A 26,525-nucleotide genomic window follows, 5' to 3' on the forward strand; every position below is an offset into this window, starting at 1 on the left:
GGCAGGTCGATTACAGCGCCGCAATACCTGATAGAGCAAATTGGCATTTCTCATTGACCCCATAAATATGATTTATGGGCTGTGTGTCGCCTTTGTTTTAGAGCGTTTTCACACCGAGCGAAAACGCTCTCCCTTTTTAGTGCCGCATTTTCCGAGCCGTTGACCGGAGACGGTCAACTTGAAAATGCTCTCAAGGAGTTCCCCCCATGCCAAGCGAAGATCAGCACGCCCTTGACCGCCTGACGCAGGATCTCGACTGGAACCTGTTGCGGACCTTCATGGTGATCGTGCAGGAGGGGGGAATCACCGCCGCCGCCGCCCGGCTGTATCTGACGCAGCCTGCGGTCAGTCTGGCGCTGAAGCGGCTGGAGGAGCGGCTGGGGCGGCAGTTGATCGAGCGCGGCGGCGGCACGTTCCGCGTTACCGCTGCGGGCGAAGTGCTGTTTTCCGAGGTGGTGGAGGTCTATGGCGCCATATCGCGCTTTGGCGCGCTGATCCGCGATGTGCAGGATGACATATCAGGGCATGTACGCATCCTGATGACCAGCCGCATCCAGACGGCGTTGCTGGATGACCTGTTGCGGCTGTTCCACCAGCGTCACCCGCAGGTGACATTCCGCATCGACATCATGGCCTCGGCGGATGTGCATGTGGCCTTGCAGCAGCGGGTGGGGACTCTGGGGATTTGCCTGCTGCGCGAGCCGATTCCGGGGCTGACCAGCGAAGTGTTCATCCATCAGACCTACCGCCTGTATTGCGGCCCCGATCACCGGCTGTTCGGCAGGACGGGGATCGACATTGCGGAATTGCGCCACGAGAATTTCGTCTCGTTTACCTCCGACCAGATTGATGGCGCGCTGTCACCGCTGGCCTTGTTCCGCGCCCGCGAAGGCTTTGCCGGGCGGGTGGTGGGCTCATCGGCCAATCTGGAGGAAATCCGCCGTCTGATTGTCTGTGGTCTGGGTATTGGCCCGCTGCCCGAACATATCGCCGCGCAGGATGTCGCCGAGGGCCATCTGTGGCCCTTGCCACCAGACGAAGGCATTGCCCCGATCGACGTGCATATCGTGTGGAACCCGCAGGGGCGCTATAACCGCGCCGAGCGGGCTTTTCTGACCGAGCTGTTGGGGCAGGTGCAGGACATGCCGCCCCAACAGCGTCTGCCGACGTTGCGGTATCGCGATTAGAGCATTTCTCGGTCTCCAAGGATCACGATAAATGCTCTAATGATTTGTTATTTAAGCAAATACGTCGTCGCAGATGTGTCCATCTGCTCGGGATTTGCTCTAACCGGGAGATGACCCTGTTTACGGGGCCATGTCCTGTTCCGGGGTGGCAGTGATCTGGTGGATCGACAGATCGGCGCCACGGTGTTCTTCTTCCTGCGACAGGCGAATGCCGACGGTCCGTTTCAGCAGGCCATAGACCACAAAGCCCATTGCTCCGGCATAGCTGACCCCGGCCAGCGAGCCGATCAGTTGCGACCACGGACTGACGCCGCCCATGCCGCCGAGGGCTTCGAGGCCGAACACCCCAGCCAGAATGCCACCCAGCAGGCCGCACAGGCCGTGTAACGGCCACACGCCCAGCACATCATCCAGCTTCCAGTCTTTCTGACAGCGGTCAAAGCCCCAGACGAACAGCGCCCCGGCGGCGCAGCCAACCACCAGCGCCCCCAGCGGATGCATGACATCCGAACCGGCGCAGACCGCTACCAGCCCGGCCAGCGCGCCGTTGTGGGTAAAGCCCGGATCGTTGCGGCCAACCACCAGCGCGGTCAGCATGCCGCCGACCATCGCCATCAGCGAGTTCATCGCCACCAGCCCCGAGGCGGTGGCGGTGTTCTGGCTGGACATGACGTTAAAGCCGAACCAGCCAACGATCAGGATCCACGACCCCAGCGCCAGATAGGGAATGTTGGACGGCGGCACCCCCATCAGACGGCCATCGCGGCTGTAGCGGCCCATACGGGGGCCGAGATGATGGACAGCCCCCAGCGCCAGCCAGCCGCCGACGGCATGGACGACGATGGACCCGGCGAAGTCGTGGAACGGCGCGTCAAAGGTATCTTTCAGCCAGTCCTGAATGCCGAAATGGTTGCCCCAGACGATGCCTTCAAAGAACGGATAGACCAGCCCGACCAGAATCGCCGTTGCCATCAGTTGCGGCACAAAGCGGGCGCGTTCGGCGATGCCGCCCGAGATGATCGCCGGAATGGCGGCGGCAAACATCAGCAGGAAGAAAAAGCGCACCAGATCGATGCCCTGCGCCCCCATCGCACCATCAATGCCCGCCTTGCCGGACAGGACGGCGGCGCTGTGGAAAAAGGTCACGCCATACGCAACGGTGTAGCCGACAATCAGATAGGCCAGCGTCGAGATGCCGAGATCGGCGAGAATCTTCACCAGCGCGTTGACCTGATTTTTCGACCGGACGGTTCCGGCTTCGAGGAAGGCGAATCCTGCGTGCATCGCAAGGACCATGGCGGCCCCGATCAGCAGGTAAAAGACGTCCAGCCCTGCATTCATTTTAGGCATGCCTCTTTGTTAAGCAATTGATTTTCAACGATTTTGAAGCCAAACCCTTAGCAAGACAGGGGCCACTTCCTGCTGACCGCCCAACCGGAACGCAGTGCGTTGAAATGGCTGTATTCATCCGTATTGCCTGATGAATCATGGCACGGATCATCCGCTCAAAGAATAGGCTGATCATGCCGTTAAAACAGGCTGTCTGGGGGCGCCTCCTGTGGTCGGCCTCGCTTCCAGCGAAAGATTTTGTTTTAAAGCAAAGTGATACTTGTGGTCCGACAGGACAGACTACATGCATAAAACATATGCACAATGTTGAACAGGGTCGTCTGAAAGAGCCTGTATATTACGAAGGTATGATAGACTCATGCCTTCCGCCTCTTTGTGTCCTGTGGGACATATGACGAGGTTGATAGATAATCCTTGGGGACAGCACAGGGCAGAGAGCCAGCGGGATCATATGTGTTGTATCAAAATGGGTTAGCCGGGAGCGGATGGATCACCGCAGCCGGATACTCCTTGTTGTACATTTACAATTCTGCCGTATTACAACCATCAAGAAGCTTTCAGCCGCCGTTATTCCACGGCATTCTGCTGTCACCAACCGTAGACATGGTCTGCTGCAGGATGGTTGGGCAGGGATGATCCCTGATGCGTTCTTCCCGTATTCAAGAGCACACCTGGTGAGGCTTTCCGGCACGGTGTCGCCTGTGGCCTCACTCTTTTTGTCCGGTGGGGAGGACCGTCCCGCGCTCCCGGACCCATCCGGCGATGATGGCAGAGCGTGGTCCACGATAAATTGCGTTCGACCACAGGCCGGGGCTGTTGCTATAAGACAGCAGACAGAGACACCTGAGAGTGGGAGACGGCTGGTCATGGGCGCTACTGCAAAAATTCTGCTGCTGGGATCCGGGGAACTGGGACGCGAGTTTGTGATTTCGGCCAAGCGCCTGGGGGCGCATGTGATTGCCTGCGATGCCTATCCGCAGGCTCCGGCGATGCAGGTGGCTGACGACGCCGAAGTGTTTTCGATGCTGGATGCCGACGCCCTTGCCGCTGCCATCGACAAGCATCAGCCTGACCTGATCGTGCCCGAAGTCGAGGCCATCCGCACCGAAGTCCTGAAGGATTTCGAGGATCGAGGCTTCAACGTGGTGCCGTCGGCGCGGGCGACCATCATGACCATGAACCGTGACCGCATCCGCGAAGTCGCTGCCAGTGAACTGGGGCTGCTGACCTCGACCTATCTGTATGCCGAAAGCCTTGATGACATGCGGGCGGCGGTGGACAAGGTCGGCCTGCCGTGCGTGGTCAAGCCGGTGATGTCGTCGTCGGGCAAGGGCCAGAGCACCGTGCGCAGCGCCGATGCGGTCGATGCCGCCTGGGCCTATGCGGTGGCCGGAATGCGTGGCGACCGCCAGCGGGTGATCGTCGAAGCCTTCATTCCCTTTGACTACGAAATTACCCTGCTGACCATCCGCACCCGTGACGGTGTGGTGTTCTGCCCGCCGATCGGCCACCGTCAGGAACGCGGTGACTATCAGGAAAGCTGGCAGCCGGCCGCCATGTCCGCCGCCGCGATTGCCTCGGCGCAGGAGATGGCCAAAGCCGTGGTCGATAACCTCGGCGGTTATGGCCTGTTTGGCGTCGAATTCTTTGTGATGGGCGATCAGGTGATCTTTTCCGAACTGTCGCCGCGCCCGCATGACACCGGGATGGTGACGCTGATTTCGCAGAACCTGACCGAATTCGACCTGCACGCCCGCGCCATTCTGGGGTTGCCGATTCCGTCGATCACCCTGCACGGCCCCAGTGCCTCGGCGGTGATTCTGGCTGATCGTGATGCCAGCGAGTTCTCGGTGGAGGGTGTGGCCGAGGCTCTGCGCCCGGACAGCGACGGCATTGATCTGGACCTGCGGGTGTTCAACAAGCCGACCACCCGCCCCTATCGCCGGATGGGAGTGGCGCTGGCGCTGGCCCGGCAGGGCGATGTTGAAGACGCCCGCGCTGCGGCTCGCGCTGCTGCCGCCAAGGTGTCGATCCGCTACAAGGACGCATGATGACCGTCACCCTGTATGGCATCAAGAACTGCGATACGATGAAAAAGGCAATGTCCTGGTTGAAAGACCAGGGCATTGACTACGCTTTCCATGATTATCGCAAGGATGGCATCACCCGCGCGCATCTGGAACGCTGGTGCGCCGTCTGGGGCTGGGAAAAGGTACTCAACCGCGCCGGGACCACCTTCCGCGCCTTGCCGGACGAGCAAAAAGCCAACCTCGACACCGAGGCGGCCATTGCCCTGATGCTGGCGGCCCCGGCAATGATCAAGCGCCCGGTGCTGGAAACGCCCGCGCCGGTGCAGCTGGGGTTCAAGCCTGATCTGTACGCGGCGGTGTTCGGGCGGGGGGAGTAATCCCCGACCAAAAATCCCGGGCAGACGCAGGCAGGGTTTCCAGACAGCGGTCAAGCTCGCGTGCCTCGACATAGGTGCGAAGCACGCGGGCAACGTCCTGTATCGCCGTATCCGGGGAAAAATTGTGATTCACGCGCAGCTGTTTGACCTCTGCACGCATTAAATCCCAATCCCACGAGTCCGCCTGTGCTTCATTGGCATCCCAGTGATTGACGAACAAGGCTCGCAGCATCGCAGGCAGGATTTGCGCAAACGCAATGGCCTGCGGAAGCGTCAACCGACGTCTGAAACACAGAAAGACGGCTTGGGTCGTGGTATAGGCCTGATGCCGTGACCCCAGATTGGTTTCTGTCGCCACATCGGCCAGAAACCTGTCAAAATCCTGTGTGGCGAGCTTGTATTCCATTGGGGTCGGCATATTGAAACTCCCTGATCGAAGCCATCACGAAAATTCCGGGCACGATAAAGCCCTTACGCCTGACTGTCTTCGGGGGTTCGTTCACGCCCGGTGATACGGGTGGCCGTCCTGAATTGACTGGGCGCGGTAAAGCTGTTCGGCCAGCATTCCGCGCACCAGCATGTGCGGCCAGGTCATTTGCCCAAAGGCAAACAGCAGGTCGGCGCGCGAGCGGACCGCCGGAGAATGGCCGTCAGCGCCACCAATCAGGAATGCCACCGCCGGGGTGGCCTGATCGCGCCAGTCAGCGAGGCGCTGGGAAAAGGCCTCGCTGCCAAACGTCTTGCCGCGTTCGTCCAGCGCCACGATGCGGGCGCCGGGCGGCACGCAGGCCAACAGCAGCTCGCCTTCCCGTTCCATGCGCTGGACAACGGGCAGGGGGCGCTTTTCCTCGACTTCACGCAGGATCAGCGGGCTTTTCAGGCGGGCGGCATAATGGTCGTACAGGCTGCGCTCGGGGCCGGGCCTGGCCCGGCCGACGGCGACAATCAGCAGGTCCATTACAGGACGCTGGCACTGCTGTCCTGGAGATGGGCCGGAGCAACGCCGCCCCACATTTTTTCCAGGTTGTAGAAAGCGCGCACTTCGGGGCGGAACAGGTGAACCACCACGTCACCTGCATCCAGCAGGACCCAGTCACAGGTGGTCATGCCTTCGACGGTGACATCCAGACCGCGGGCTTTCAGCTTGGTCATCAGGTGATCGGCCATCGCACCCACCTGACGGGACGACCGGCCAGAGGCAATCACCATCGCATCGGCGATGGAGGTTTTGCCTGCCAGATCGATCACCACAATGTCTTCGGCCTTGTCGGAATCGAGGGCCTCGATAACAAAGGCCGCCAGCGGGTCATCGGTATGCGGCAGGGAAGACGGCGAAACGGTGGACTCGGGGGTAGCTATGGTCGGCTCCTATGGTAATCCTGGCGGCCAGTGGCCCTACAGGAAGAAAAACAACGGGTCATGCCTCGCCGGGCGATCAGCCCCAGCCTCCGGCGGCGCGGATGGCGGTGGACGAGGCCGGGTGCGGCCGGATTACCAGATACACCCAGGCAGGCGGTTCCTGCATCGCAAGCTGTCCGCAACGGCGGTGCGACAGGCGGGCCGCCGCAAAACGGCGGGCTGCCAGACCGGTCACCGCCGGAACAGAATAAGAGCCACGATCAAAAATCGCAACGGGCACGCGGTAAAAGATCCCTTGCCAGCGCCGCCAGCGCGGGATCTGAACCATGTTGTCGGCCCCCATCAGCCAGACAAAACGCAGACGGGGGAATCGGCGTTGCAGGCTGGCGAGGGTATCGACAGTGTAGGTTGACCGCAAGGACTGTTCGATGGCCGTCACCCGAATGGCGGGATGACAGGCCACCTGTTGCGCCTTTGCGACCCGCTGATCCAGTGCTGCCATGCCCGCACGGGATTTCAGCGGGTTTTGCGGGCTGACCAGCCACCACACCTGATCGAGTCCCAACCGTTTGAGCGCCTCGAGGCTGATGTGGCGGTGGCCGTCATGGGCGGGATTGAACGACCCGCCCAGCAGGCCGATCCGCCCATGCTGGAGTCCGCCCCAGTGAGACGGGCCGCGATGTGCCCTGCTCAGGGACGGCATTGCCCGTTGCCACGTATCTTGTACTTGAAGGTGGTCAACTGCTCGACGCCGACCGGGCCACGGGCATGCAGCTTGCCGGTGGAAATGCCGATTTCCGCCCCCATGCCGAATTCGCCGCCGTCGGCGAACTGGGTCGAGGCGTTCCACATCAGGATGGCAGAGTCGATTTCATTCATGAACCGCTCGGCGGCCACCCGGTCTTCGGTGATGATCGCCTCGGTGTGCTGGCTGGAATGGCGCTGAATGTGCTCGATGGCACGCGCCACGCCGTCAACGACCTTCACCGACAGGATGGCATCGAGGTATTCGGTATCCCAATCCTCGTCGCTGGCTTCGTCGAGCGTCGGCACAATGGCACGGGCTTCGGCGTCGCCGCGCAGGGTGCAGCCAGCGGCGGCCAGATCGGCCATCAGCACCGGCAGCATCTGCGGCGCAATCGACCGGTCCACCAGCAGGGTTTCGGTGGAGCCACAAATGCCGGTGCGGCGCATTTTGGCGTTTACCACCACTTGCCGCGCCATCTCGGGATCGGCCTTTTCATGGACATAGGTGTGGCAGATGCCATCCAGATGCTTGAACATCGGAATGCGGCTTTCGGCGGAAACGCGCTCGATCAGCCCCTTGCCGCCGCGCGGCACGATCACGTCAACGTACTGGTCCATCGACAGCAAGGCCCCGACGGCAGCGCGGTCCTTGGTCGGCACCATCTGGATGGCGTCGGCGGGCAGACCGGCCTGCGCCAGCCCGACCTGCAAGGCATCCAGAATGGCGTGCGAGCTGTTGAAGCTTTCCGAGCCACCGCGCAGGATGGCGGCATTGCCCGACTTCAGGCACAGGGCACCGGCGTCGGCGGTGACGTTGGGGCGGCTTTCATAAATGATGCCGATCACCCCCAGCGGCGTGCGCACGCGCGAGATTTTCAGGCCATTGGGACGGTCCCATTCCGACATCACCTGTCCGACCGGGTCGGGCAGTTTGGCGATGTCCTCAAGGCCCTTGGCCATTGCTTCGATGCGCTCGTCGGTCAGCAGCAGGCGGTCGAGCAGGGCCGGGCTGAGGCCCTTTTCCCGTCCAAAGGCCATGTCTTTGGCGTTGGCTTCCTGAATCGCACGGGCGGCCAGACGCAGGGCCTTGGCCCCTTCGCGCAGGGCGCGGTCCTTGGCGTCGGCTGGCATGGTCGCCAACACCAGAGCCGCCGTCTTGGCGCGGCGACCCATGTCGGTCATCTGGTCTTGAACGGTCAGCGTATCCATGCCTGTCTTCCTTCCTGAGAATATGGCCTTGATTGGGTGTTGCAGGTCAGTCGATCACCAGATCATCCCGGTGAATCAGCTCTTCCCGGCCACGATAGCCGAGCAGGGTTTCGATTTCGGCGCTTTGGTGGCCAATGATGGTGCGGGCGGCATCGGCACCATAGGCGGCGAGGCCCTTGCCCAGCAAGGCACCGCTGCGGTCCCGTACCAGCACGGTATCGCCGCGCTGGAATGATCCTTCGACCGCCACCACCCCGGCGGGCAGCAACGAGCGACCCGAGCGCAGGGCGCGGGCGGCACCGTCATCAACGATCAGCGTACCAGCCGGGCTCATCGAGCCGAGAATCCATTGCTTGCGCGCCGACTGCGGAGTCGTTTCCGCCAGGAACCAGGTGCAGGGACCGCCCTGTTCCATGTGCAGCAGCGGGTTCAGGTGCTTGCCCGGCGCAATCGCCATCGCACAGCCTGCGCCCATGGCAATCTGGGCCGCCATCAGCTTGGTGACCATGCCGCCGGTGCCGACGCCCGGCTGAGCTTCGCCGGCCATGGCGCGGATTTGCGGTGTCAGTTCGGGGACTTCGGCGATCAGGCGGGCCGACGGGTCCACTTTCGGGTCGGCGGTATAGAGGCCGTCGATATCACTGAACAGAATCAGCGCATCGGCCCCGGCACACATCGCCACCCGTGCGCCCAGACGATCGTTATCGCCATAGCGCAGTTCCTGGGTGGCAACGGTGTCGTTTTCGTTGATCACCGGCACCGCGCCCAGCTTCAGCAGGGTATCGAGGGTGTTGCGGGCGTTCAGGTAGCGCCGCCGATTCTCGGTATCGCCGGGGGTCAGCAGCACCTGAGCGGCGGTAATGTCATGCTTGCCGAGGACTTCCTGATAGGCGTGGGCCAGACCGACCTGTCCGACCGCCGCCGCTGCCTGCTTTTCTTCCAGCCGCAGGACTCCGGCGGGCAGCTTCAGCCGTCGCCGCCCCAGAGCCACCGAGCCGGAGGACACCACCACCACTTCGGTCCCGCGCGCCCGCACACGGGCGATGTCTTCGGCCACCGATTCCAGCCATTGCCGCCGCACATGGCCGGTTTGCTCGTCCACCAGCAGCGCCGAGCCGATCTTGATCACCAGACGGCGCACACTGGCGAGGCGATTCGACACCGGCATCAGGCCCACATCTGCGCGCTGTCCTTTACTCACGGCCGCCAGCCTCCGTCTTCGTCCAGCGAGGTGGACCAGCTTTCACGGATGCCGTCTTCGGCGCCGTCATCGGGCAGGGCGGCCTGTTCGCTGTGATAGCGGCCTTCGATATGGCGGGCCAGTTCGCGCAGAACGGTGGTCATGTTCATGCCCGCCACTGCCGAGCAGTCGAGAACCGTCTTGCCCGAGGCTTCCTCGACCAGACGGCGCTGTTCCTCCACCAGTTCGGGAATCAGCGAGTCGGTCTTGGTCAGGGCAATGATTTCCGGCTTTTCGTCCAGACCGTTGCCATAAGCTGCCAGCTCGCCACGGACGATGCGATAGGCTTCCGCCGGATCGTCCTGGGTGCCGTCGATCAGGTGCAGCAGGATGCTGGTGCGCTCGACGTGGCCAAGGAAACGGTCGCCCAGACCAGCGCCTTCGTGGGCACCTTCGATCAGGCCGGGGATGTCGGCGATGACGAATTCCTTGTCGCCGATGTGAGCCACGCCCAGATTCGGGTGCAGGGTGGTAAACGGATAGTCGCCGATCTTCGGGCGGGCCTTGCTGACTGCTGACAGGAAGGTGGACTTGCCCGCGTTCGGCAGGCCGATCAGACCGGCATCGGCGATCAGCTTCAGACGCAGCCAGACCCAGGTTTCGCCGCCTTCCAGACCGGGATTGGCGTTGCGCGGAGCCTGATTGACCGACGACTTGAAGCGGGCGTTGCCCCAGCCGCCGTTACCACCCTGCAGCAGCACCACGCGCTGGCCGGGTTCGATCATGTCGATCAGCACCGTTTCGCGGTCTTCGTCCAGAATGGTGGTGCCGACCGGCACCCGGATCAGGCAATCCTCGCCATCGCGGCCGGTGCGGTTGCGCCCCGACCCCGGAATGCCGCGTTCGGCCTTGAAATGCTGTTGATAGCGAAAGTCGATCAGGGTGTTGAGGTTCGGAACCGCCTCGAACACCACATCACCACCCCGGCCCCCGTCACCGCCATCGGGACCGCCAAATTCGATAAACTTTTCGCGTCGGAACGACACGCAGCCATTCCCGCCATCGCCAGCTTTGACCCAGATCTTGACCTGATCGAGGAACTTCATCGTTTCACCTGTAAAAACTCATCGCACAAGATCAGCGCGGCACAAGATCAGCGTGGCACAGATCAACGGGCGGAACAAAAGACGGGGCGTGGCAGGGTAAAAAGCCAAAAAGGGGAATGGCAGCCCATTCCCCTTTTTGTGCCTTGAAAGGCAAAGCGCGGTTGGCTGTCCGAGTTATTCGGCAGCCACAGCCGGTTCCACCGACACGAAGATGCGCTGCTTGAAGCCCTTGTGGAACTTCACAGTGCCTTCGGCGGTGGCGAAGATGGTGTAATCACGGCCCAGACCAACGTTGGCACCCGGGTGCCACTTGGTGCCGCGCTGGCGGATGATGATGTTGCCAGCAAGCACGCGCTCGCCGCCAAACTTCTTTACGCCAAGGCGTTTGCCTTCTGAGTCGCGACCGTTGCGCGAAGAACCACCAGCCTTTTTATGTGCCATGGTGTGTAACTCCTTTTAAGCTGGACGGATCAACCGTTGATGGCGGTGATCTTGACCAGCGTCATCTGCTGGCGATGACCGTTCTTGCGACGGTAGTTCTGGCGACGCTTCTTTTTGAAGACAATCACCTTTTCCGTCTTGAACTGGTCGATGACCTGAGCGGTGACGGAAGCACCAGACAGCAGGGGGGCGCCAATCTTGTCGCCAACCATGAGGACTTCGTCGAACGTGATGGCGGCCCCGGCGTCACCGGGCAGCTTTTCGATCGCGATGACGTCGTCCATTGCGACCTTGTACTGCTTGCCGCCGGTCTTAATGACTGCGAACATCGTGCTGCAACCTTACATAACGAAACGGGCGGCCGCCCAAGCCGTCATGGCTCCACGGTCCGCATCCAAAGAGGGCGTGATCATACGCAGCAGACACAGGACGTCAAGAGGGAAAGACCAGAAAACAGACTCTTTCCCAACGCCTTGGTCCAACGCCCTGAGATACACCGTTGAATCACGATCCCTGACCATCTGCCAGCCCTGTTTTTCAGGCCGGGCAAAAAAAATGATCAGGGTCGAAAAAAAGGTCTTGCCAGAGGAAAGGTTCGCCGATATGTTCCGCCTCCTCTGAACGACCCATGTTGCTTCAAACGAAGTAAACATCCTGCGGAGAGGTGCCGGAGTGGTCGATCGGGGCGGTCTCGAAAACCGTTGTGCCAGCAATGGTACCGTGGGTTCGAATCCCACCCTCTCCGCCATCCTTCTCTTGATCGAGAGAAGGAAATACTTCAGGTAAATATGCAAATCACCCTGTCTTCAGCAAGGAATTGCTGGGCGGGGCGTTTTTGCGTTTTTTAGCCTGTTTTCTTTGTTTCGCTGCGGACCACTCTGTTATCACATTGCTGTTGCAGGGTGATTCCATCATTAAAGACTTGCCGTATTGCAATACGGCAAGTCCAATATATTTTGTGCGCGACATATATGTCTGTGTTACCGTATGGGTAGTGATACACAAAAATTGTTTTCGGGCGAGCATCATGCAGTCGGTCAACTTTGAAATTCTTCGCAAGGATCGACCTTCCCTTGCAGACCTTGGCGGATTTGCAGAGCACTATCTGCACACCGATCCGGAAAGCTCCCTTACAAAATTACGCATTTTTGCCGAGCATCTGACGAAAGCTATCTATTGGGAGCTTCGGCTGGCAAAGCCTGCCGTACAAACATTGGATGGCTTGCTGTCCAACCCAGACTTCAAAAAAGCCGTTCCCCAAGTCATCCTTGATAAGCTCCATATTCTTAGAAAAGAAGGTAACGGTGCAGCTCACGGGCAAACCTTAGACAGCAAACGTGCCCTCTGGGTCCTTGAGGAAGCCTTCCAGCTTGGGGCCTGGTTCCTGGTTCGGTTTATAAGCCGTAAGCCAGCAGATATTCCTTCCTTCCAAGCCATCTCGGCTCCAAAGGCTCCGGTCAGCCGAGCAGATCTTGAGGAAAAGGAAAAGCAACTGGCCGCAGTCATCGCCGAGCGCGATGCGCTAAAGCAGGATTATCAAGCCCTGGAGCTTAAAGCCGATACGCTGAGCAAAGGCCAACACGCCGCTGACGTGCTGAAATTAAGCGAAGCTGAAACTCGCAAACGGCTGATTGATACAGCTCTGGCTGATGCTGGATGGAACTTGAATAGTGCAGGCAGACACACTCCAGAGGTTGGGCAAGAAGTAAAACTGACTGACCAACCGACAGGGTCTGGTACTGGATACGCCGATTATGTGCTCTGGAATGATGACGGAAAACCCTTGGCCGTTATCGAAGCCAAAAAGGCTGCTGTTGACGCTAAAGTGGGTTTAGAGCAAGCCAAACTCTACGCCGATGCGCTGGAAAAGCAGTATGGCCAGCGCCCGGCTATTTTTAGCACCAATGGCTTTGAAATTTGGCTGTGGGATGATGCCCTGGGCTATCCTCCCCGCTCACTTTTTGGCTTTTACTCCAAAGATAGCCTTCAGCATTTAGTCTGCTTTAAGCGACCTTATCGCCAGCCTCTCAAGAACCTTTCGGTGAATGCGTCGATTGCGGGGCGATTGTATCAGCTTGAAACCATCAAACGCGTGAGTGAAGCATTTGAGAAGAAGAATACCAAAGCTCTGATTGTCCAGGCAACGGGCACCGGCAAGACACGCGTTGCCATTGCCTTGTCTGACCTGCTGATTCGCGCCAAATGGGCCAAGCGCATTCTTTTTCTCTGCGACCGCAGTGAATTGCGCAAGCAGGCTAAGAATGCCTTTAGCCAGCATATCAATGAGCCTGTGACCTTGGTCAACAGCGCTGCGGCCAAGGCGCAGAGCCAGCGTATCTATGTGTCCACCTATCAAAGCATGATGGGGCTGTTTCAGACCTTTGACGTGGGCTTTTTTGACCTGATTATCGCTGATGAAAGCCATCGCAGCGTTTACAATGTTTACGGCGATATTTTTCGCTATTTTGACGCCCTGCAAGTTGGCCTCACGGCGACCCCGGTCGAGTTTATCGCCCGCAACACCTTTTCCCTGTTTGGCTGTGAAAGCAAAGACCCTACCGCAGCTTATACACTCGAAACGGCCATCCGCGAGAAGTTCCTGGTTCCCTACGAGGTCTTTAGCCACACGACCCAATTTCTGCGCAAAGGCATCAAATACGACCAACTGACCGCTGCTCAAAAGCAGGAAGCCGAAGAAGACGGCCTTCAAAAGGACGATCTGGATTACGAAGCCCCAGAGCTGAGCAAAGAGGTCTTTAACCGCAATACCGAACTGCTGATCCTGCGCAACCTGATGGAAAACGGCATCCGCGATGCGACGGGCCAAGCCCCAGGCAAGTCGATTATTTTTGCCCGCAGTCATCAACACGCGGTCTTGCTCGAGGAAATATTCAACCAAGAATACTCGCAATACGGAGGCAAATTCTGCCAGGTTATCGACACCTATAACCCCCGTGCGGAAAGCCTGATCGACGACTTTAAGGGCGAAGGCAGCAATGATGAACTGACCATCGCCATTTCGGTAGACATGCTCGATACTGGCATTGACGTGCCCGAGATCGTTAACTTGGTGTTTGCCAAGCCCGTTAAGTCAAAGGTCAAGTTTTGGCAGATGATCGGGCGCGGCACCCGCCTGTGCGAAGACCTCTTTGGCCCTGGCCAGCATAAGACGGTGTTTCGCATTTTCGATCACTGGGGGAACTTTGAATACTTTTCCCAAAACAGGCCAGAAGCCAACCCCACCGCCCCCAAGTCACTCATGCAAAGGCTGTTCGAGGCCCGGCTGGCCCTGGCGAGCACGGCTCTGTCGGCGATGGAGATTGCGACCTTTAACCAATGCATTCGGCTTATCGAGGCAGACATTCGCGCTTTGCCCCAAGACAGCATTTCCGTCAAAGAAAAGCGCCAGGATATTCACGCCGTCCTTCAACATGGGGTACTATATAGCTTTACCCCCGATACGCAGCAGGTGCTAAAGCGCACCATTGCCCCACTGATGCAATGGATCAACCTGCGCGGGCATGGCGATGCGGTGGACTTTGACCTACTGGTCACGGACATGCAGACGGCGCTGATCGAAAAGTCATCGGATTTTCAGAATTTGCAAGGGGATATGGTCAACCGGGTCAACGGGCTTCAGGTGAGCCTGAACCAGGTCCGCGCCAAAGCCGACGCGATCAAAAGCGTGAAGTCACCGGAATTGTGGAAGACCATCACCACCGATCAGCTTGAGCACCTGCGGCAAGAGTTGCGCGGGATCATGCAGTTCCAGCAAACACTGCGCGGCCCCATTGCCCATAAGCCGACGGTCATCGACATCACCGAAGAGCAGAGCGAAATCAGCAGCCAGAAAATTACCTCGAATCTGCGCTCGGTGGACCTTGCGGCCTATAAGGCACGCGTTCACGCAGCTTTGACGCAGCTTTTTGCAAACAACCGAACACTGCAAAAAATTCGCGCAGGCCAACCTGTCACCCAAAACGACCTGGATGCGCTGGTGTCTTTGGTGTTAACACAGCATCCTGATGTGGACTTGGCGATCCTCAAGGACTTTTACCCGGAAACGGCGGGGCATTTGGATGTGATTATCCGGCAGATTGTCGGTATGGAGCCCGGCGCGGTCCAGGAACACTTTACGGCTTTTGTGCAAAGCTACCCGTCGCTGACAGCCGGGCAAACGCAGTTCTTGCAACTGCTGCAAAACCATATCGCCCAGAATGGCACCATTGCGCTCGCCCGTTTGGTGGATGCCCCGTTCACCCATCTTGATGACGAAGGCATTTTCGGCGTATTCCCAAGCGACAAGCAACGCGATGAACTGCTTGCTGTTATCAAGTCTTTTATGCCTGAGGAAATGGTATCCCTATGATCACTGGCGAGCTGCGCAGCCGTATCGATAAGCTGTGGGAAGAATTTTGGACGGGGGGCATTGCCAACCCTCTGACCGTGATTGAACAAATCACCTTTCTGATGTTCGCCCGCCTGCTGGATATGGCCGAGCAAAAGAACGAGCGCAAAGCCTCGTTGACCGGGGGCAGCTTTACCGCACTGTTCGGGGCAGACCAGCAACACCTGCGCTGGTCGCGGTTTAAGAACCTGGGCGCGAGCGAGATGCTGCCCGTGGTCCGCGATGAGGTCTTTCCGCATTTCCGCAGCACCGCTCTGGAAAACAGCGCCTTTGGCGACACCATGAAAGACGCCCAGATGCTGATCCAAAAGCCCAGCTTGCTGGTGTCTGCGGTCAACATGATTGATGCGCTGCCGCTGGGGAACGCCGATACCAAGGGCGATCTGTACGAATACCTGCTGTCCAAGCTGACGACAGCGGGGATTAACGGCCAGTTCCGCACCCCGCGCCATATCATCCGCTTTATGGTCGAGCTGCTGGACCCGACACCGCAGGAAACGGTGGGTGATCCGGCCTGTGGCACCGGCGGCTTTCTGGTCGGGGTGATGGAGTATTTACAGGAGAAATACACCTCCGAGGCTGGCATTCTGGTTGATGCCGAGGGCAACAAGACCTTTACCGGCGACCTGCTGGAGCCCTACCGCGCCCATATTCGCAAGGGCCTGTTCCACGGCTTTGATTTTGATTCGACCATGCTGCGCATTGCCTCGATGAACCTGATGCTGCACGGGGTCGATGCGCCAGATATTCACTGGCAAGATACCCTTTCGACCAGCTTTCCCGATAATTTCCCCAACCATGCCCGCGACAGCCTGGACGTGATCCTGGCCAACCCGCCATTCAAAGGCAGCCTCGACGCCGAAGACGTGCATTCCAGCTTGCTCGCCAAGGTCAAAACCAAAAAGACCGAACTGCTGTTCATGGTGCTGATCCTGCGCATGCTCAAGCTCGGTGGGCGGTCGGCAACGGTTGTGCCCGATGGGGTGCTGTTTGGCTCGTCCAAGGCCCATGTCGAGCTGCGCAAGATGCTGCTGGATGATAACCAGCTCGAGGCAGTGATCTCGCTGCCGTCGGGGGTGTTCAAGCCCTATGCCGGCGTCTCCACCGCGATTGTGGTGTTCACCAAGGGCGGCAAGACCGACAGCGTGTTTTTCTATGATGTCCAGGCGGATGGTTTCTCGCTGGATGACAAGCGCGACCCGGTCAAGGACAACGACCTGCCCGATGCCCTGACCCGCTGGAAAGCCCGCAACCCGGCGCAGGATACCGACCGCACCGGCAAGGCGTTCTGTGTGCCCGCCGATGATATCCGCGCCCAGAAATACGACCTGTCGCTGTCGCGCTACCGCGAAACGGTGCATGTGGAAGAAGACTACGACCCGCCCAGGCTGATTCTGTCACGCATGAAGGAATTGCATGCGGAGATTGCCAAGGATATGGCCGAGCTTGAGGAGATGTTGGGATGACTTGCCTTCGCCCTCTTGCTTGTGCTGCTGATTTTATTAATGGCTATGCATTCAAGCCAAGTGATTGGTGTGATGTTGGAAGGCCAATTATTCGTATCCAAAATCTTACCGATGGGAGCAAGAAGTTTAATAGGACTTTACTGGAAATTCCATCTAAATATATTGTGAAAAGAGGTGATCTTCTGGTTTCATGGTCTGCCACATTGGGAGTTTTTCAATGGGGTGGAGAAGATGGTTTAGTAAATCAGCACATTTTTAAAGTTGTTCCTAAAAGTGGGGTGGATCTTAATTATCTCAGATACGCGATAGATTCTTCTCTGCATCAGATGGAGCGTTATACTCATGGCTCCACGATGAAGCACATTAATAGGCAGGAGTTTCTGGAAACTTTAGTGTGGCTCCCCCCCCTCGACGAACAACGCCGCATCGCCGCCATTCTGGACAAGGCGGATGCCATCCGCCGCAAGCGCCAGCAGGCCCTCGCCCTTGCCGACGACTTCCTGCGCTCGGCCTTTTTGGAGATGTTTGGTGATCCGGTGACGAATCCGAAGGGGTGGGAGCTGGATACCCTTGGAAACCATTTAGATTACCTAACCAGCGGCAGCCGAGGGTGGGCCACATATTATAGTGACGATGGATCGGACACTTTTATCCGTATCGGCAACGTTGGCCACAATCAATTGTTGCTAGACGATATACAGATGATTCATGCCCCAGATAATGCTGAAGCCCGCCGAACAAAGGTTAAGGCGGGGGATGTTCTACTAAGCATAACAGCTGATTTGGGGCGAACTGCTGTCATTCCTGCGGATTTTGGTTCGGCATATATTAACCAGCATCTCGCTATCATTCGTCCCAGAGGGTTTGAGTCTTTGTTCTTGTCGCAATTTTTGGCGTCACGCGGCGGTCAAACCCAATTTCAACAATTGGATCGATCGGGTGTGAAGTCCGGTCTGAATTTCGATGACATACGGTCATTGAAAATTCCCTTGGTTCCCATGTCTCAGCAACGCCGTTTCACCGATCTATGGCGTAGGGTTAAATCAGCATCTGATAATTTTTCCCTCAGCGGTCGAACAGCAGACACCCTCTTCGCCTCCCTCTCTCAACGCGCCTTCCGGGGCGAGTTGTAACCCCGCACGGCAGCCCCCCCCATGAGTGACATCAAACTGTTCCGCCTGTCCCCCAGTGGCCCCAGCGAAATCGCCGGGGCGTCGGCGGTGCTGGAAAAGTCACTGCAAACGCTGATCGAAACGCACCTCGAGGCCTTTCTCGGGGTGCGCTTTCTGGCGACGGAATACACCACCGGCAGGGACCACGGCAGGCGGATGGATACGTTGGGCATTGACGAGAACGGTTGCCCGGTGATCATCGAATACAAACGGTCGAGCAACGAGAACGTCATCAATCAGGGCCTGTTTTATCTCGACTGGCTGATGGACCACCGCAAGGATTTCGAGTGGCTGGTGATGGAGAAATACGGCAAGGACGCCGCTGCCTCGGTCGAATGGTCCTCGCCCCGGCTGTTGTGCATTGCCGGGGACTTTACCAAATACGACCGCCACGCGGTCAAACAGATGAACCGCACCATCGAACTGATCCGCTATCGCCGCTACGGCGAGGATTTGTTGCTGCTGGACCTTGTCAACAGCCCCTCGGCCCCGTCTGCCGATACGCCTGTGGTGTCGCCGGGCATTGGGGTGACAAGCCGGGTACGCACGGTCAGCGATTCCCTCGCACAGGCCGATCAGGACCTGAGCGACCGTTACGAGGCCCTGAAAGCTTGGCTGCTGGCCTTGGGCGACGATGTGCAGTTCAAGGTGCTGAAGCATTACTTTGCCTTCGCCCGCCTGAAGAATTTTGCCTGCGTCGAAGTCCAGAGCAAGACCCGCAACCTGCTGGTCTATGTCAAGGTCGATCCCAAAACCATCGACCCGATCCCCGGCATCACCCGCGATGTCAGCACCATCGGCCATTATGGAACGGGCGATCTGGAAATCACCCTGCGGAGCCGCGCCGATCTGGAAAAGGTCAAATCCCTGCTGGAAAAAAGCTACGAGGCCTCTTGATCCCTCCCTCGAACTCCCATTTTTCTTGAAAATCAAGGGGGGCCGGGGCCTTAGAGCGTTTTCACACCGAGCGAAAACGCTCTTCCCTTTTAGTGCCGCATTTTCCGAGCCGTTGACCGTCGACGGTCAACTTGAAAATGCTCCAAGGCCCCGGCGAGGTGTGGAGCAGCGCTCCATGATCCTGTTTTCTGTTTGTCGTGGGAATGGTGGGTCATGTTACCGCCCACCCATGGCACCCCCCTCACTCCCGATAGCGCAACGCCTCCAGCAACGCCGTAAAGGCCGGTGTCGGCTGGCGGCGGTGGGGGTAAAACAGGTGCAGGCCGGGGCAACGCAGGCTCCACGGCTCCAGCACTTCGATCAGGGCACCGCTGGCGATGTGCGGGCGGGCCATGTCTTCGGGCAGATAGGCCAGACACAGGCCATCCAGTGCGGTCTGCAAGCCCGGCATGATGCTGTTGCAGATCAACTGACCATCGACCCGCACGGTGAAAATCTTGCCCTGATCGTCCTGAAATTCCCACGCCCACAGGCCGCCGCCAGTGGTAAAGCGCAGGCAGGCGCAGTTGTGGCGGGCGAGGTCATAGGGGGTTTCGGGGGGCGCATGGCGGCTGAAATAATCCGGGCTGCCGACCAGCGCAAAGCGCCAGTCGGGGCCGATGCGGCTGGCGATCATGTCGCGGCTGACCATGTCGCCCGAGCGGACTCCGGCATCAATGCGCTCGCCGACAATATCGGTCAGGCCGTAATCGAGGCAGATTTCCACCTTGATATCGGGATAGCGGCGCAAAAAGGCCATCAGGCGATCATGCAAAACATATTGGCTGGCGTGGTCGGTGCAGGTCAGCCGCACAATCCCGGCGGGGCGGTCGCGCAGGTCGCCGAGGGCTGTAACCTGCACATCAATTTCATCGAACAACGGCCCGATGCTCTGCAACAGCCGCTCGCCGGCGGCGGTGGGGGCTACTTTGCGGGTGGTGCGGGTCAGCAGGCGAATGCCCAGCCGTTCCTCCAGCCCGCGCATGGTGTGGCTGAGGGCTGACGGCGTGACCCCCAGCTTGTTGGCGGCACGGGTAAAGCTGGCCTCGCGGGCGATGGCGATGAAGGCGGCGAGATCATTCATCGAGCCGTGAGACGGGATGGGTGGGGGCATCGGGGGCTCTGCTGCCTGGGGGACGGGAACCCGGCTATGTGGGGCTTCTTTGCCTACCCGCGCAAGCCCCCGTGCCCGATCACGCCGCCGGATTGGACACGATCACCCACAGCTTGCGCACGGTTTCGATGGTTTTCCACTGGCCGACAAAGCCCGGACGCAGGGTAAAGCTGTCACCGGCCTGAAAACGGTGGCTGGGGCCGCCGTCTTCGGTGATCTCGACCAGCCCGGACAGAATCACACAGAATTCCCACGTTGTGCCCTTGATGGAGAGGGTGGTGCCGGGGGTGGCTTCCCACAGACCGGCGCGGATGCGGTCGCCATCGACGCTGTCCATCTCCCATGTCTTGTACTGCGGATTGCCGTCAATCAGGCGCTCGGGCAGGGCGTGCGACAGACGCGGCTCGCCGGGGGCGGTGATGGTGAACGGGATGATGTGGCTCATGGTTGGCTGGTCCTGTTCAGTTCTGGCCTGCGCGGACAAAGGCGGCAATCCGTTCGGCAATCATCAGGGTGGGCATGTTGGTGTTGGCGCAGGGGATCGACGGCATCAACGAGGCATCGGCAACCCGCAGGCCGTCCACACCATGGACGCAGCCGGTGGCCGAGGTGACGGCAGCCGGGTCATCGACATGCCCCATGCGACAGGTGCCGGACGGGTGCCATGTGCCGCCGACGTTCTGGCGCACAAAGTCGGTCAGGCGGGCGTCGTCGTCCAGCAGGCCGCGCAGGGTGGTCCCCAGCGTGACCACCGTATGGATCAGCGCCGGACGCAGCGGCCCGGCCAGATCGAGCAGCGCCGATAATGTCCCGCGCTGGAGGGCATTCCACCGTCCCGGCACGGCAATGCGCGACACACGCGGGGTATAGCTGGCCGGGAAGGCCGCATCGCAAAAACCGCGCATGTGATCGTGCAGCAGGGTTTCGGCCCCCATGCGCACCGCCAGCTTCAGGCGTTGCAGGTCGCGTTCGTCGCTGAGCATGCGGAAATCGACGGCGGGGGCTGCGGTTGCCTCGCTGCTGGTCAACTGCACGGCCCCACGGGACCAGGATTTGTTGACCCAGAAAAACAGGCTGCCAGTGCGCTGGCCGACCGAATGCCATCCGGCGCGCGACAGGATGGCGCCGTGCATGTCGCCCGCCGGAGCCCCCGGCATGCCGGAGGAAAAGCGCCAGATGGCCTGTTCGTGGTGCTCGTCAAGGTCGCGGACGCGGGCGGCTGGCGGCAACCAGGCCGCAACGGCGATCGAGGGATGTTCCATCAGGTTACGCCCGACGGCGGGCAGGGCATGAACCGGGGCGATCCCCAGCGCCGCCAGCGCGGCCGGGTCGCCAACGCCAGAGCGCAACAGCAGGGCAGGGGAATGGATGGCGCCGGCAGACAGGATCACCGTGCGGGCGTGAACGGTGATTGTGCGCCCGTCGGGGGTCAGCAGGTGGGCTCCGGTGCAGCGTTTGCCGTCAAACACCAGCGTCAGGGCTTGGTGGTCGGTCAGCAGACGCAGGTTGCGGCGCTGGCGCACCGCAGGCGTCAGATAGGCCAGCGAGGTCGGTTGCCGTTCGCCGTGGTCGCTGATGGCCACCACTCCGCGATAGGTGCCATCCCGCCATGCACCGTTCTGGTCGCTGCCAATCGGATGGCCGCTGCGGTCGAGGGTTTCCATCACCCGCTGAACAAACGGCGACAGGGCATGGTCGGGGGTGCGGCGGACGATGATCGGGCCATCTTGTCCGTGAAAGTCGTCGTTGATGTCGCGGTCGCTTTCCAGCGCCCGGAACACCGGCAGGCAGTCCTGCCAGCTCCAGCCGTTGGCCCCCAGCGCCTGCCACTCGTCATAGTCGGCGGGCGCGCCGCGATTGGCCATCAGGGCGTTGATCGCCGAGCCGCCACCCAGCAGGCGGGCCTGTTCGTACCGCCGCGACGGGCGGGGGCGGTCGCTGCGACCCATCCCCATCAGCGCCTGCAACGAGGCCCAGATGTTGCGGGTATCGAGGTAGGCCCGTCCGGGATAGCGGGCCTTCACCGCATCGGGGACGGTTTCGGGGGTGATGTCGCGCCCGGCCTCGACCAGCAGGACGTGGCGCTGGCTGTCTTCGGACAGGCGGGCGGCCAGCACGCAGCCCGCCGAGCCGCCGCCCAGCACCAGAACGTCGGTTTCCAGAGCCTCAGGCGTCATCATCGGCGACCACCCGCGCGCTGTCGTTGCGGGCACTGAGCGCGACCAGCATCACCACCAGGAACGAGGTGGCGGTCAGCAAGGTGCTGATGGCAGCAATGGTCGGGTCGATTTCATCGCGCAGGGCGGTGAACATCCGCTTGGTCAGGGTCTGGTTCTCGCCGCCGGAGATGAACAGCGCCACCACCGTTTCATCAAGGGCCGAGATGAAGGCGAACAGCAAACCGGAAATGACGCTGGGGCGGATTTGCGGCAGCACGACGATAAAGAAGGTGCGCAGGCGGTTCATGCCCAGACTGCGCGAGACCATTTCCTGCGCCGGATCAAACTTGCGCAGGCCGACCAGCACCGACGTCACCACATAGGGCAGGCCGAGCATCACGTTGGCCAGCACCAGTCCGGTCATGGTGGCCAGCAGTCCGACGTTGGCATAGACCACGAACACCCCGACGGCGGTGATGATGATCGGCACCACCACCGGCAGGAACAGCAGGACTTGCAGGTTGCGCACCAGCTTTGAGCCGCTGAGGTTGAGGGCATAGGCGGCGGCGGTGCCCAGCACGGTGGCAATCACCGCACTGAGGACGGCCAGCGTCAGGCTGACCTTGGTGGCGTCCATCCATGCCGCGCTGGCAAGATAGGCTTCGTACCAGCGGGTGGACCACGACGGCGGCGGAAAGCTGAGAAACCGGGCGCTGGAAAACGACATCGGCATCACGATGACCACCGGAATGATCAGCCACAGCAGGATCAGGCCAACGGTGCCGTTCAGGATCAGTTTGGATGGTTTCATGGATCAGCGAGCCCCCATGATGCGTTCAAAGGGAATGATCATGCTGGCGAGGCGGAAAATGCCGAATACGCACAACAGCAGCACCACACTGATCGACGACGCCGCACCCCATTCGCTGTACAGCTCGATGTTGCGCGATACCAGCATCGACACCATGTAGGTCCGGCCACCGCCGAGCAGTTCGGGGGTGATGTAAAAACCCAGTGCCAGCACGAACACCAGCACCGTCCCGGCCAGCACGCCGGGCAGCGACAGCGGCAGGAACACCCGCCAGAACACATGGGCCGGTGATCCGCCAAGACTGGACCCGGCCATCATCAGGTCGGCGGGAATTTTCTGCATGGCGGCATACAGCGGCAACACCATGAACGGCAGCAGGATATGGGTGGTGGCGATCACCGTGCCCAGTTCGTTGTTGACCAGAATCAACGGCTGATCAATCAGTCCCATGCCATCAAGGGCGCTGTTGACCAGCCCCCGGCGCTGCAACAGGATCAGCCAGGCATAGGACCGCACCAGCACGCTGGTCCAGAACGGCAGGATCACCATCGCCAGAATCAGGATGCTCATCCGGCGCGAGGCACTGGCGGCAACATAGGCCACCGGATAGGCCAGCAGCAAAGTGGCGACCGTCACCACAAAGGCAATACGGAAGGTCTGGAGAAAGGTTCTCCAATAGACATCATCCGACACAAACCGCGCGTAGTGGGCGAGGGTAAAGCCGCCATCCTGACGGAATGACTGCCAGGCCAGCCAGCACAACGGCACAATCAGCAGCCCGATCACCACCAGCAAGGCCGGAGCCAGCAACATCAGGATCAGGCGTTGTTCGCGCCGTTCATGCAGCACCGATGGATCGACGGCGGATGATATCGCCATGGAAAGCCTCCCTTCCTGCAACAGGGGTCCAAAAAACAGAAGCTCTGCCCCGTCAGGCGGTCATGGAGAACAGGATCAGCCCGACGGAACAGGAACACGCGCAGGGATCGTTATTTCTGAATGAACGATGCCCAGCGTTTCATCGCTTCTTCACCAGCCGACGAACTCCACCAGTCCACCGACACCAGAACCTGCTTCATGGCATTGTCCGGGGCGCTGGGCATTTCAGCGGTGCGTTCGGGGCTGATCTTGCCGGTTTCATAGGCGCGCGGGTTGCCCGGGCCATAGTCGATATGGGCCGGGAAATTGGCCTGAATCTCTGCGCTGATGGCGGCGTTGATGAACTTGATGGCGGTTGGCAGGTTGGGGGCACCCTTCAGGATGCACAGCGAGGTGTGCTGCAACATGCCCTCGTTATAGGTGAACTTGACCGGAGCACCTTCCTTGGCCACCGCCGACACACGGCCGTTCCACGCCATTTCCATATCGACTTCGCCGTCGGCCAGCAGTTGCGCCGACTGGGCGCCCGAGGTCCACCAGGTGGTGATATAGGGCTTGATTTCTTCCAGCTTTTTGAACGCCCGGTCCACGTCGATCGGATAAATCTGGTCCGGCGGCACGCCATCGGCCAGCAGGGCCGCTTCCATCGTGGCCAGCGGGTGGTTGCGCAGGGCGCGGGTGCCGGGGAACTTCTTCACGTCCCAGAAGTCAGCCCAGCTCTTGGGCGGATTGTCGCCGTACTTTTTGGCGTTGTAGGCCAGCACCGACGAATAGAACTCATAGGCGACCGAATAGGGCGTCTTGTAGCCGGTCGGCAGGTCGGCGGCGTTGGGAATCTGCGAAAAATCGAGCTTTTCGATCATCCCCTGCTCGCCGCCACGGATACAGTCCTTGGTCGGAGTGTCAACGACATCCCACGTCGGCTTTCCGGTGGCGGTCTGGGTCTTGATCACCGGCCAGGCGTCAGGGGCGCTGTCCTGATTGACGGTAATGCCCAGCAGCTTGGCGACCGGGTCCAGAATGGCCTTGGTTTGCGCTTCCTGATAGGCACCGCCCTGGGAAACAAAGGTAACCTGCTCGGCCTGTGCTGCGGCGACGGTCAGGATGGCAAGGGAAGCGGAAAGCATCGCAACAGAAAGGGGCTTACGCATGGGGAGTCTCCTTCTGGCGGCCTGTCGGGCCTTGAGTGAATGGGGGCAGCATGGATGATGATATGGGCAACGGGTCCTTGTTTTTGAACGATATGGTGTGCTTTCAGGTGATCAGCGTCCGATTGCATCAAGAAACTGATACCAGCCTGCGACCAGCCGAACCGCCGGTTCGCGCAGGCCATAGGCCGGAATACGCTGTAGTGGCAAGGCGGTGATCAGGCCCAGATCAGGGGCCTGACCGGTGACGAGGGCGGCGACATGGCGGCCAATGCCCGATGCCAGCGCCACGCCGGTGCCGTTGTAGCCGACCGAGTACACCACCCGGTCGTCCAGCCGCCCCAGATGGGGCAGGCTGTCGATGGTCATGGCGACCAGCCCGGACCAGCGATGGGTGATCCTGACGTCCGCCAGTTCGGGGAACTGACGGACCATGGCGGTTTCAAGGGCGGCAAAGGCAGACTCTGAATCGGTTTTGCCAAAGGCTCCCCGGCCACCATACAGCAGCCGGTCGCCGGATTTGCGGAACCAGCGCATCATGCGGCGGGTTTCGGTATAGCTGCGGCCGGTCGGTAACAAACGAGCCCCCGCCGTACCGGCAAGGGGCTCGGTGGCAATCATCGCCGAGCGAAAAGGAATGATCGAGGTTTTGACCGCAGCGGTGGCGGAGGTCAGGTCGGAATAGGAATTGGTGGCAATCACCACCTGTTTGGCGGTGACGGTGCCGTGGGGGGTTTCCACCAGCACGCCTGCGCCGTCGCGGCGGAAGCGCAGGACCGGTGTTTGTTCAAAGATATCCACACCCGCAGCCTGCAGGCCCCTGGCAATGCCGAACACGAAATTCAGCGGGTGGATCACCCCGCCATGGGTGTTCAGCATGCCGCCCACAAAGTCGGTGGCACCGGTTTCGGCGGCCACCTGGTCTGCCGACAGGATGGACACCGCCGTGTCCCCCATCGTTTCGCGCAGCCAGGCGGTTTCCGCTTTCAGCTGGGCGAAGGTATGCTCGTTATAGGCACAACGGAGCGAGCCGGTCGGGCGATAGTCGGCATCGGCAATGCCGTAATCGCTGACCAGTTCCCCGACATGCTCGATGGCGTCGATGCCCAGATCGTGCATGGCGCGGGCGGTGTCCAGCCCATGGCGGGCGGCGATCTCGCGGAACGGCACCCGGAATTTGCCGGACACCACCCCGCCGGTGCGCCCGCTTGCTCCCCAGCCGATCCGGTTGGCTTCCAGAACCACCGGCGACAGTCCGGCTTTCGCCAGAGAGCGGGCGGTGGACAGGCCGGTGTATCCCCCACCGATGATGGCAACATCACAGGTGCGATCGCCGTTCAGGCGTGACAGCAGGGGGCGTGTTCCGGCGGTTGCCTGCCACAGCGAGGCAACATCGGACTGAGGAGCAAGGTCACCCATGGGACCGTCCTTTTATGACAGAGGGGA

24 protein-coding genes and 1 tRNA gene are annotated in these 26,525 nt (G+C 60.3%); 8 read left to right on the forward strand and 17 right to left on the reverse strand.

What is annotated here, in order from left to right:
• The first annotated feature begins 206 nt into the window (after positions 1-206).
• Positions 207-1,187, forward strand: coding sequence for a LysR family transcriptional regulator (locus BW995_RS15785; RefSeq protein ID WP_076401384.1), 981 nt, complete (start codon positions 207-209; stop codon positions 1,185-1,187).
• Positions 1,188-1,307: 120 nt separating this feature from the next.
• On the opposite strand, the gene BW995_RS15790 is transcribed toward BW995_RS15785, so the two are convergent.
• Entirely contained in the window at positions 1,308-2,537 is a 1,230-nt protein-coding gene (locus tag BW995_RS15790) for an ammonium transporter (RefSeq protein ID WP_076401385.1), read from the reverse strand.
• 866 nt (positions 2,538-3,403) lie between these two features.
• Here BW995_RS15790 and purT point away from each other — a divergent pair.
• Together purT and BW995_RS15800 are read left to right on the forward strand one after the other, a co-directional pair.
• A complete protein-coding gene (gene purT / locus BW995_RS15795) occupies positions 3,404-4,588 on the forward strand; it encodes a formate-dependent phosphoribosylglycinamide formyltransferase (protein WP_076401386.1) in 1,185 nt (394 codons plus the stop codon).
• Positions 4,585-4,944, forward strand: coding sequence for an ArsC family reductase (locus tag BW995_RS15800; RefSeq protein ID WP_456152103.1), 360 nt, complete (start codon positions 4,585-4,587; stop codon positions 4,942-4,944). Before purT ends, BW995_RS15800 begins: the two co-directional genes overlap by 4 nt.
• On the opposite strand, the gene BW995_RS15805 is transcribed toward BW995_RS15800, so the two are convergent.
• From BW995_RS15805 to rplU, 9 genes are all read right to left on the reverse strand, one after another.
• Positions 4,901-5,362, reverse strand: a complete 462-nt coding sequence (locus BW995_RS15805; RefSeq protein ID WP_076401388.1) for a DUF2267 domain-containing protein — start codon at positions 5,360-5,362, stop codon at positions 4,901-4,903. The genes BW995_RS15800 and BW995_RS15805 overlap by 44 nt on opposite strands.
• A gap of 81 nt (positions 5,363-5,443) precedes the next feature.
• The gene (gene rlmH / locus BW995_RS15810) at positions 5,444-5,902 is read right to left on the reverse strand and encodes a 23S rRNA (pseudouridine(1915)-N(3))-methyltransferase RlmH (protein WP_076401389.1); all 459 of its coding nucleotides are present in this window, start codon (positions 5,900-5,902) and stop codon (positions 5,444-5,446) included.
• A complete protein-coding gene (rsfS, locus tag BW995_RS15815; protein ID WP_076401390.1) occupies positions 5,902-6,246 on the reverse strand; it encodes a ribosome silencing factor in 345 nt (114 codons plus the stop codon). The genes rlmH and rsfS overlap by 1 nt, the downstream gene beginning before the upstream one ends.
• 133 nt (positions 6,247-6,379) lie before the next feature.
• Entirely contained in the window at positions 6,380-7,006 is a 627-nt protein-coding gene (locus BW995_RS15820; RefSeq protein WP_076401391.1) for a nicotinate-nucleotide adenylyltransferase, read from the reverse strand.
• Positions 6,994-8,259: a glutamate-5-semialdehyde dehydrogenase gene (locus BW995_RS15825; RefSeq protein WP_076401392.1), complete on the reverse strand. Its 1,266-nt coding sequence runs from the start codon at positions 8,257-8,259 to the stop codon at positions 6,994-6,996. Before BW995_RS15825 ends, BW995_RS15820 begins: the two co-directional genes overlap by 13 nt.
• Before the next feature lie 46 nt (positions 8,260-8,305).
• Entirely contained in the window at positions 8,306-9,427 is a 1,122-nt protein-coding gene (proB, locus tag BW995_RS15830; RefSeq protein ID WP_076401589.1) for a glutamate 5-kinase, read from the reverse strand.
• A gap of 29 nt (positions 9,428-9,456) precedes the next feature.
• The gene (obgE, locus tag BW995_RS15835) at positions 9,457-10,545 is read right to left on the reverse strand and encodes a GTPase ObgE (RefSeq protein WP_076401393.1); all 1,089 of its coding nucleotides are present in this window, start codon (positions 10,543-10,545) and stop codon (positions 9,457-9,459) included.
• A gap of 174 nt (positions 10,546-10,719) precedes the next feature.
• The gene (rpmA, locus tag BW995_RS15840) at positions 10,720-10,986 is read right to left on the reverse strand and encodes a 50S ribosomal protein L27 (protein ID WP_076401394.1); all 267 of its coding nucleotides are present in this window, start codon (positions 10,984-10,986) and stop codon (positions 10,720-10,722) included.
• A 29-nt stretch (positions 10,987-11,015) separates the two neighbouring features.
• A complete protein-coding gene (gene rplU, locus BW995_RS15845) occupies positions 11,016-11,315 on the reverse strand; it encodes a 50S ribosomal protein L21 (protein WP_076401395.1) in 300 nt (99 codons plus the stop codon).
• Positions 11,316-11,644: 329 nt separating this feature from the next.
• Between rplU and BW995_RS15855 the strand changes: the two genes are divergently transcribed.
• The 5 genes from BW995_RS15855 to BW995_RS15875 all read left to right on the forward strand — a co-directional run bounded on the left by BW995_RS15855 (position 11,645) and on the right by BW995_RS15875 (position 18,929).
• Positions 11,645-11,734, forward strand: a tRNA-Ser gene (locus BW995_RS15855).
• A 279-nt stretch (positions 11,735-12,013) separates the two neighbouring features.
• A complete protein-coding gene (locus BW995_RS15860; protein WP_076401397.1) occupies positions 12,014-15,355 on the forward strand; it encodes a DEAD/DEAH box helicase family protein in 3,342 nt (1,113 codons plus the stop codon).
• On the forward strand, positions 15,352-16,860 hold the full coding sequence (locus tag BW995_RS15865) for a type I restriction-modification system subunit M (protein ID WP_076401398.1): 1,509 nt from the start codon (positions 15,352-15,354) through the stop codon (positions 16,858-16,860). Before BW995_RS15860 ends, BW995_RS15865 begins: the two co-directional genes overlap by 4 nt.
• Entirely contained in the window at positions 16,857-17,993 is a 1,137-nt protein-coding gene (locus BW995_RS15870) for a restriction endonuclease subunit S (RefSeq protein ID WP_076401399.1), read from the forward strand. Before BW995_RS15865 ends, BW995_RS15870 begins: the two co-directional genes overlap by 4 nt.
• A 21-nt stretch (positions 17,994-18,014) precedes the next feature.
• Positions 18,015-18,929 carry a DUF5655 domain-containing protein gene (locus BW995_RS15875; protein WP_076401400.1) on the forward strand — a complete coding sequence of 305 codons (915 nt, stop codon included), beginning with the start codon at positions 18,015-18,017 and terminating at the stop codon, positions 18,927-18,929.
• A gap of 241 nt (positions 18,930-19,170) precedes the next feature.
• On the opposite strand, the gene BW995_RS15880 is transcribed toward BW995_RS15875, so the two are convergent.
• From BW995_RS15880 to BW995_RS15910, 7 genes are all read right to left on the reverse strand, one after another.
• On the reverse strand, positions 19,171-20,082 hold the full coding sequence (locus tag BW995_RS15880) for a LysR family transcriptional regulator (RefSeq protein ID WP_076401401.1): 912 nt from the start codon (positions 20,080-20,082) through the stop codon (positions 19,171-19,173).
• Between the two features lie 79 nt (positions 20,083-20,161).
• Entirely contained in the window at positions 20,162-20,527 is a 366-nt protein-coding gene (locus BW995_RS15885; RefSeq protein WP_076401402.1) for a cupin domain-containing protein, read from the reverse strand.
• A 16-nt stretch (positions 20,528-20,543) separates the two neighbouring features.
• Positions 20,544-22,262, reverse strand: coding sequence for a GMC family oxidoreductase (locus tag BW995_RS15890; RefSeq protein ID WP_217696118.1), 1,719 nt, complete (start codon positions 22,260-22,262; stop codon positions 20,544-20,546).
• Positions 22,249-23,052, reverse strand: coding sequence for an ABC transporter permease (locus BW995_RS15895; protein WP_076401403.1), 804 nt, complete (start codon positions 23,050-23,052; stop codon positions 22,249-22,251). The genes BW995_RS15890 and BW995_RS15895 overlap by 14 nt, the downstream gene beginning before the upstream one ends.
• 3 nt (positions 23,053-23,055) lie before the next feature.
• On the reverse strand, positions 23,056-23,931 hold the full coding sequence (locus tag BW995_RS15900; RefSeq protein ID WP_076401404.1) for an ABC transporter permease: 876 nt from the start codon (positions 23,929-23,931) through the stop codon (positions 23,056-23,058).
• Positions 23,932-24,041: 110 nt separating this feature from the next.
• The gene (locus tag BW995_RS15905; RefSeq protein WP_076401405.1) at positions 24,042-25,082 is read right to left on the reverse strand and encodes an ABC transporter substrate-binding protein; all 1,041 of its coding nucleotides are present in this window, start codon (positions 25,080-25,082) and stop codon (positions 24,042-24,044) included.
• 111 nt (positions 25,083-25,193) lie between these two features.
• Positions 25,194-26,498: an NAD(P)/FAD-dependent oxidoreductase gene (locus BW995_RS15910; protein WP_076401406.1), complete on the reverse strand. Its 1,305-nt coding sequence runs from the start codon at positions 26,496-26,498 to the stop codon at positions 25,194-25,196.
• Between the last annotated feature and the right edge of the window lie 27 nt (positions 26,499-26,525).

The sequence above is a fragment of the Insolitispirillum peregrinum genome, from assembly GCF_900156605.1.
GTDB classification, from domain to species: domain Bacteria; phylum Pseudomonadota; class Alphaproteobacteria; order Rhodospirillales; family Rhodospirillaceae; genus Insolitispirillum; species Insolitispirillum peregrinum.

Bases quoted from the DNA above. Each gene is read 5' to 3' on its own strand.
- BW995_RS15785 (WP_076401384.1), top strand. From the start codon at position 207: ATGCCAAGCGAAGATCAGCACGCCCTTGACCGCCTGACGCAGGATCTC.
- BW995_RS15790 (WP_076401385.1), bottom strand. From the start codon at position 2,537: ATGCCTAAAATGAATGCAGGGCTGGACGTCTTTTACCTGCTGATCGGG.
- purT (WP_076401386.1), top strand. From the start codon at position 3,404: ATGGGCGCTACTGCAAAAATTCTGCTGCTGGGATCCGGGGAACTGGGA.
- BW995_RS15800 (WP_456152103.1), top strand. From the start codon at position 4,585: ATGATGACCGTCACCCTGTATGGCATCAAGAACTGCGATACGATGAAA.
- BW995_RS15805 (WP_076401388.1), bottom strand. From the start codon at position 5,362: ATGCCGACCCCAATGGAATACAAGCTCGCCACACAGGATTTTGACAGG.
- rlmH (WP_076401389.1), bottom strand. From the start codon at position 5,902: ATGGACCTGCTGATTGTCGCCGTCGGCCGGGCCAGGCCCGGCCCCGAG.
- BW995_RS15820 (WP_076401391.1), bottom strand. From the start codon at position 7,006: ATGCCGTCCCTGAGCAGGGCACATCGCGGCCCGTCTCACTGGGGCGGA.
- BW995_RS15825 (WP_076401392.1), bottom strand. From the start codon at position 8,259: ATGGATACGCTGACCGTTCAAGACCAGATGACCGACATGGGTCGCCGC.
- proB (WP_076401589.1), bottom strand. From the start codon at position 9,427: ATGCCGGTGTCGAATCGCCTCGCCAGTGTGCGCCGTCTGGTGATCAAG.
- obgE (WP_076401393.1), bottom strand. From the start codon at position 10,545: ATGAAGTTCCTCGATCAGGTCAAGATCTGGGTCAAAGCTGGCGATGGC.
- rpmA (WP_076401394.1), bottom strand. From the start codon at position 10,986: ATGGCACATAAAAAGGCTGGTGGTTCTTCGCGCAACGGTCGCGACTCA.
- rplU (WP_076401395.1), bottom strand. From the start codon at position 11,315: ATGTTCGCAGTCATTAAGACCGGCGGCAAGCAGTACAAGGTCGCAATG.
- BW995_RS15860 (WP_076401397.1), top strand. From the start codon at position 12,014: ATGCAGTCGGTCAACTTTGAAATTCTTCGCAAGGATCGACCTTCCCTT.
- BW995_RS15865 (WP_076401398.1), top strand. From the start codon at position 15,352: ATGATCACTGGCGAGCTGCGCAGCCGTATCGATAAGCTGTGGGAAGAA.
- BW995_RS15870 (WP_076401399.1), top strand. From the start codon at position 16,857: ATGACTTGCCTTCGCCCTCTTGCTTGTGCTGCTGATTTTATTAATGGC.
- BW995_RS15875 (WP_076401400.1), top strand. From the start codon at position 18,015: ATGAGTGACATCAAACTGTTCCGCCTGTCCCCCAGTGGCCCCAGCGAA.
- BW995_RS15880 (WP_076401401.1), bottom strand. From the start codon at position 20,082: ATGCCCCCACCCATCCCGTCTCACGGCTCGATGAATGATCTCGCCGCC.
- BW995_RS15885 (WP_076401402.1), bottom strand. From the start codon at position 20,527: ATGAGCCACATCATCCCGTTCACCATCACCGCCCCCGGCGAGCCGCGT.
- BW995_RS15890 (WP_217696118.1), bottom strand. From the start codon at position 22,262: ATGATGACGCCTGAGGCTCTGGAAACCGACGTTCTGGTGCTGGGCGGC.
- BW995_RS15895 (WP_076401403.1), bottom strand. From the start codon at position 23,052: ATGAAACCATCCAAACTGATCCTGAACGGCACCGTTGGCCTGATCCTG.
- BW995_RS15900 (WP_076401404.1), bottom strand. From the start codon at position 23,931: ATGGCGATATCATCCGCCGTCGATCCATCGGTGCTGCATGAACGGCGC.
- BW995_RS15905 (WP_076401405.1), bottom strand. From the start codon at position 25,082: ATGCGTAAGCCCCTTTCTGTTGCGATGCTTTCCGCTTCCCTTGCCATC.
- BW995_RS15910 (WP_076401406.1), bottom strand. From the start codon at position 26,498: ATGGGTGACCTTGCTCCTCAGTCCGATGTTGCCTCGCTGTGGCAGGCA.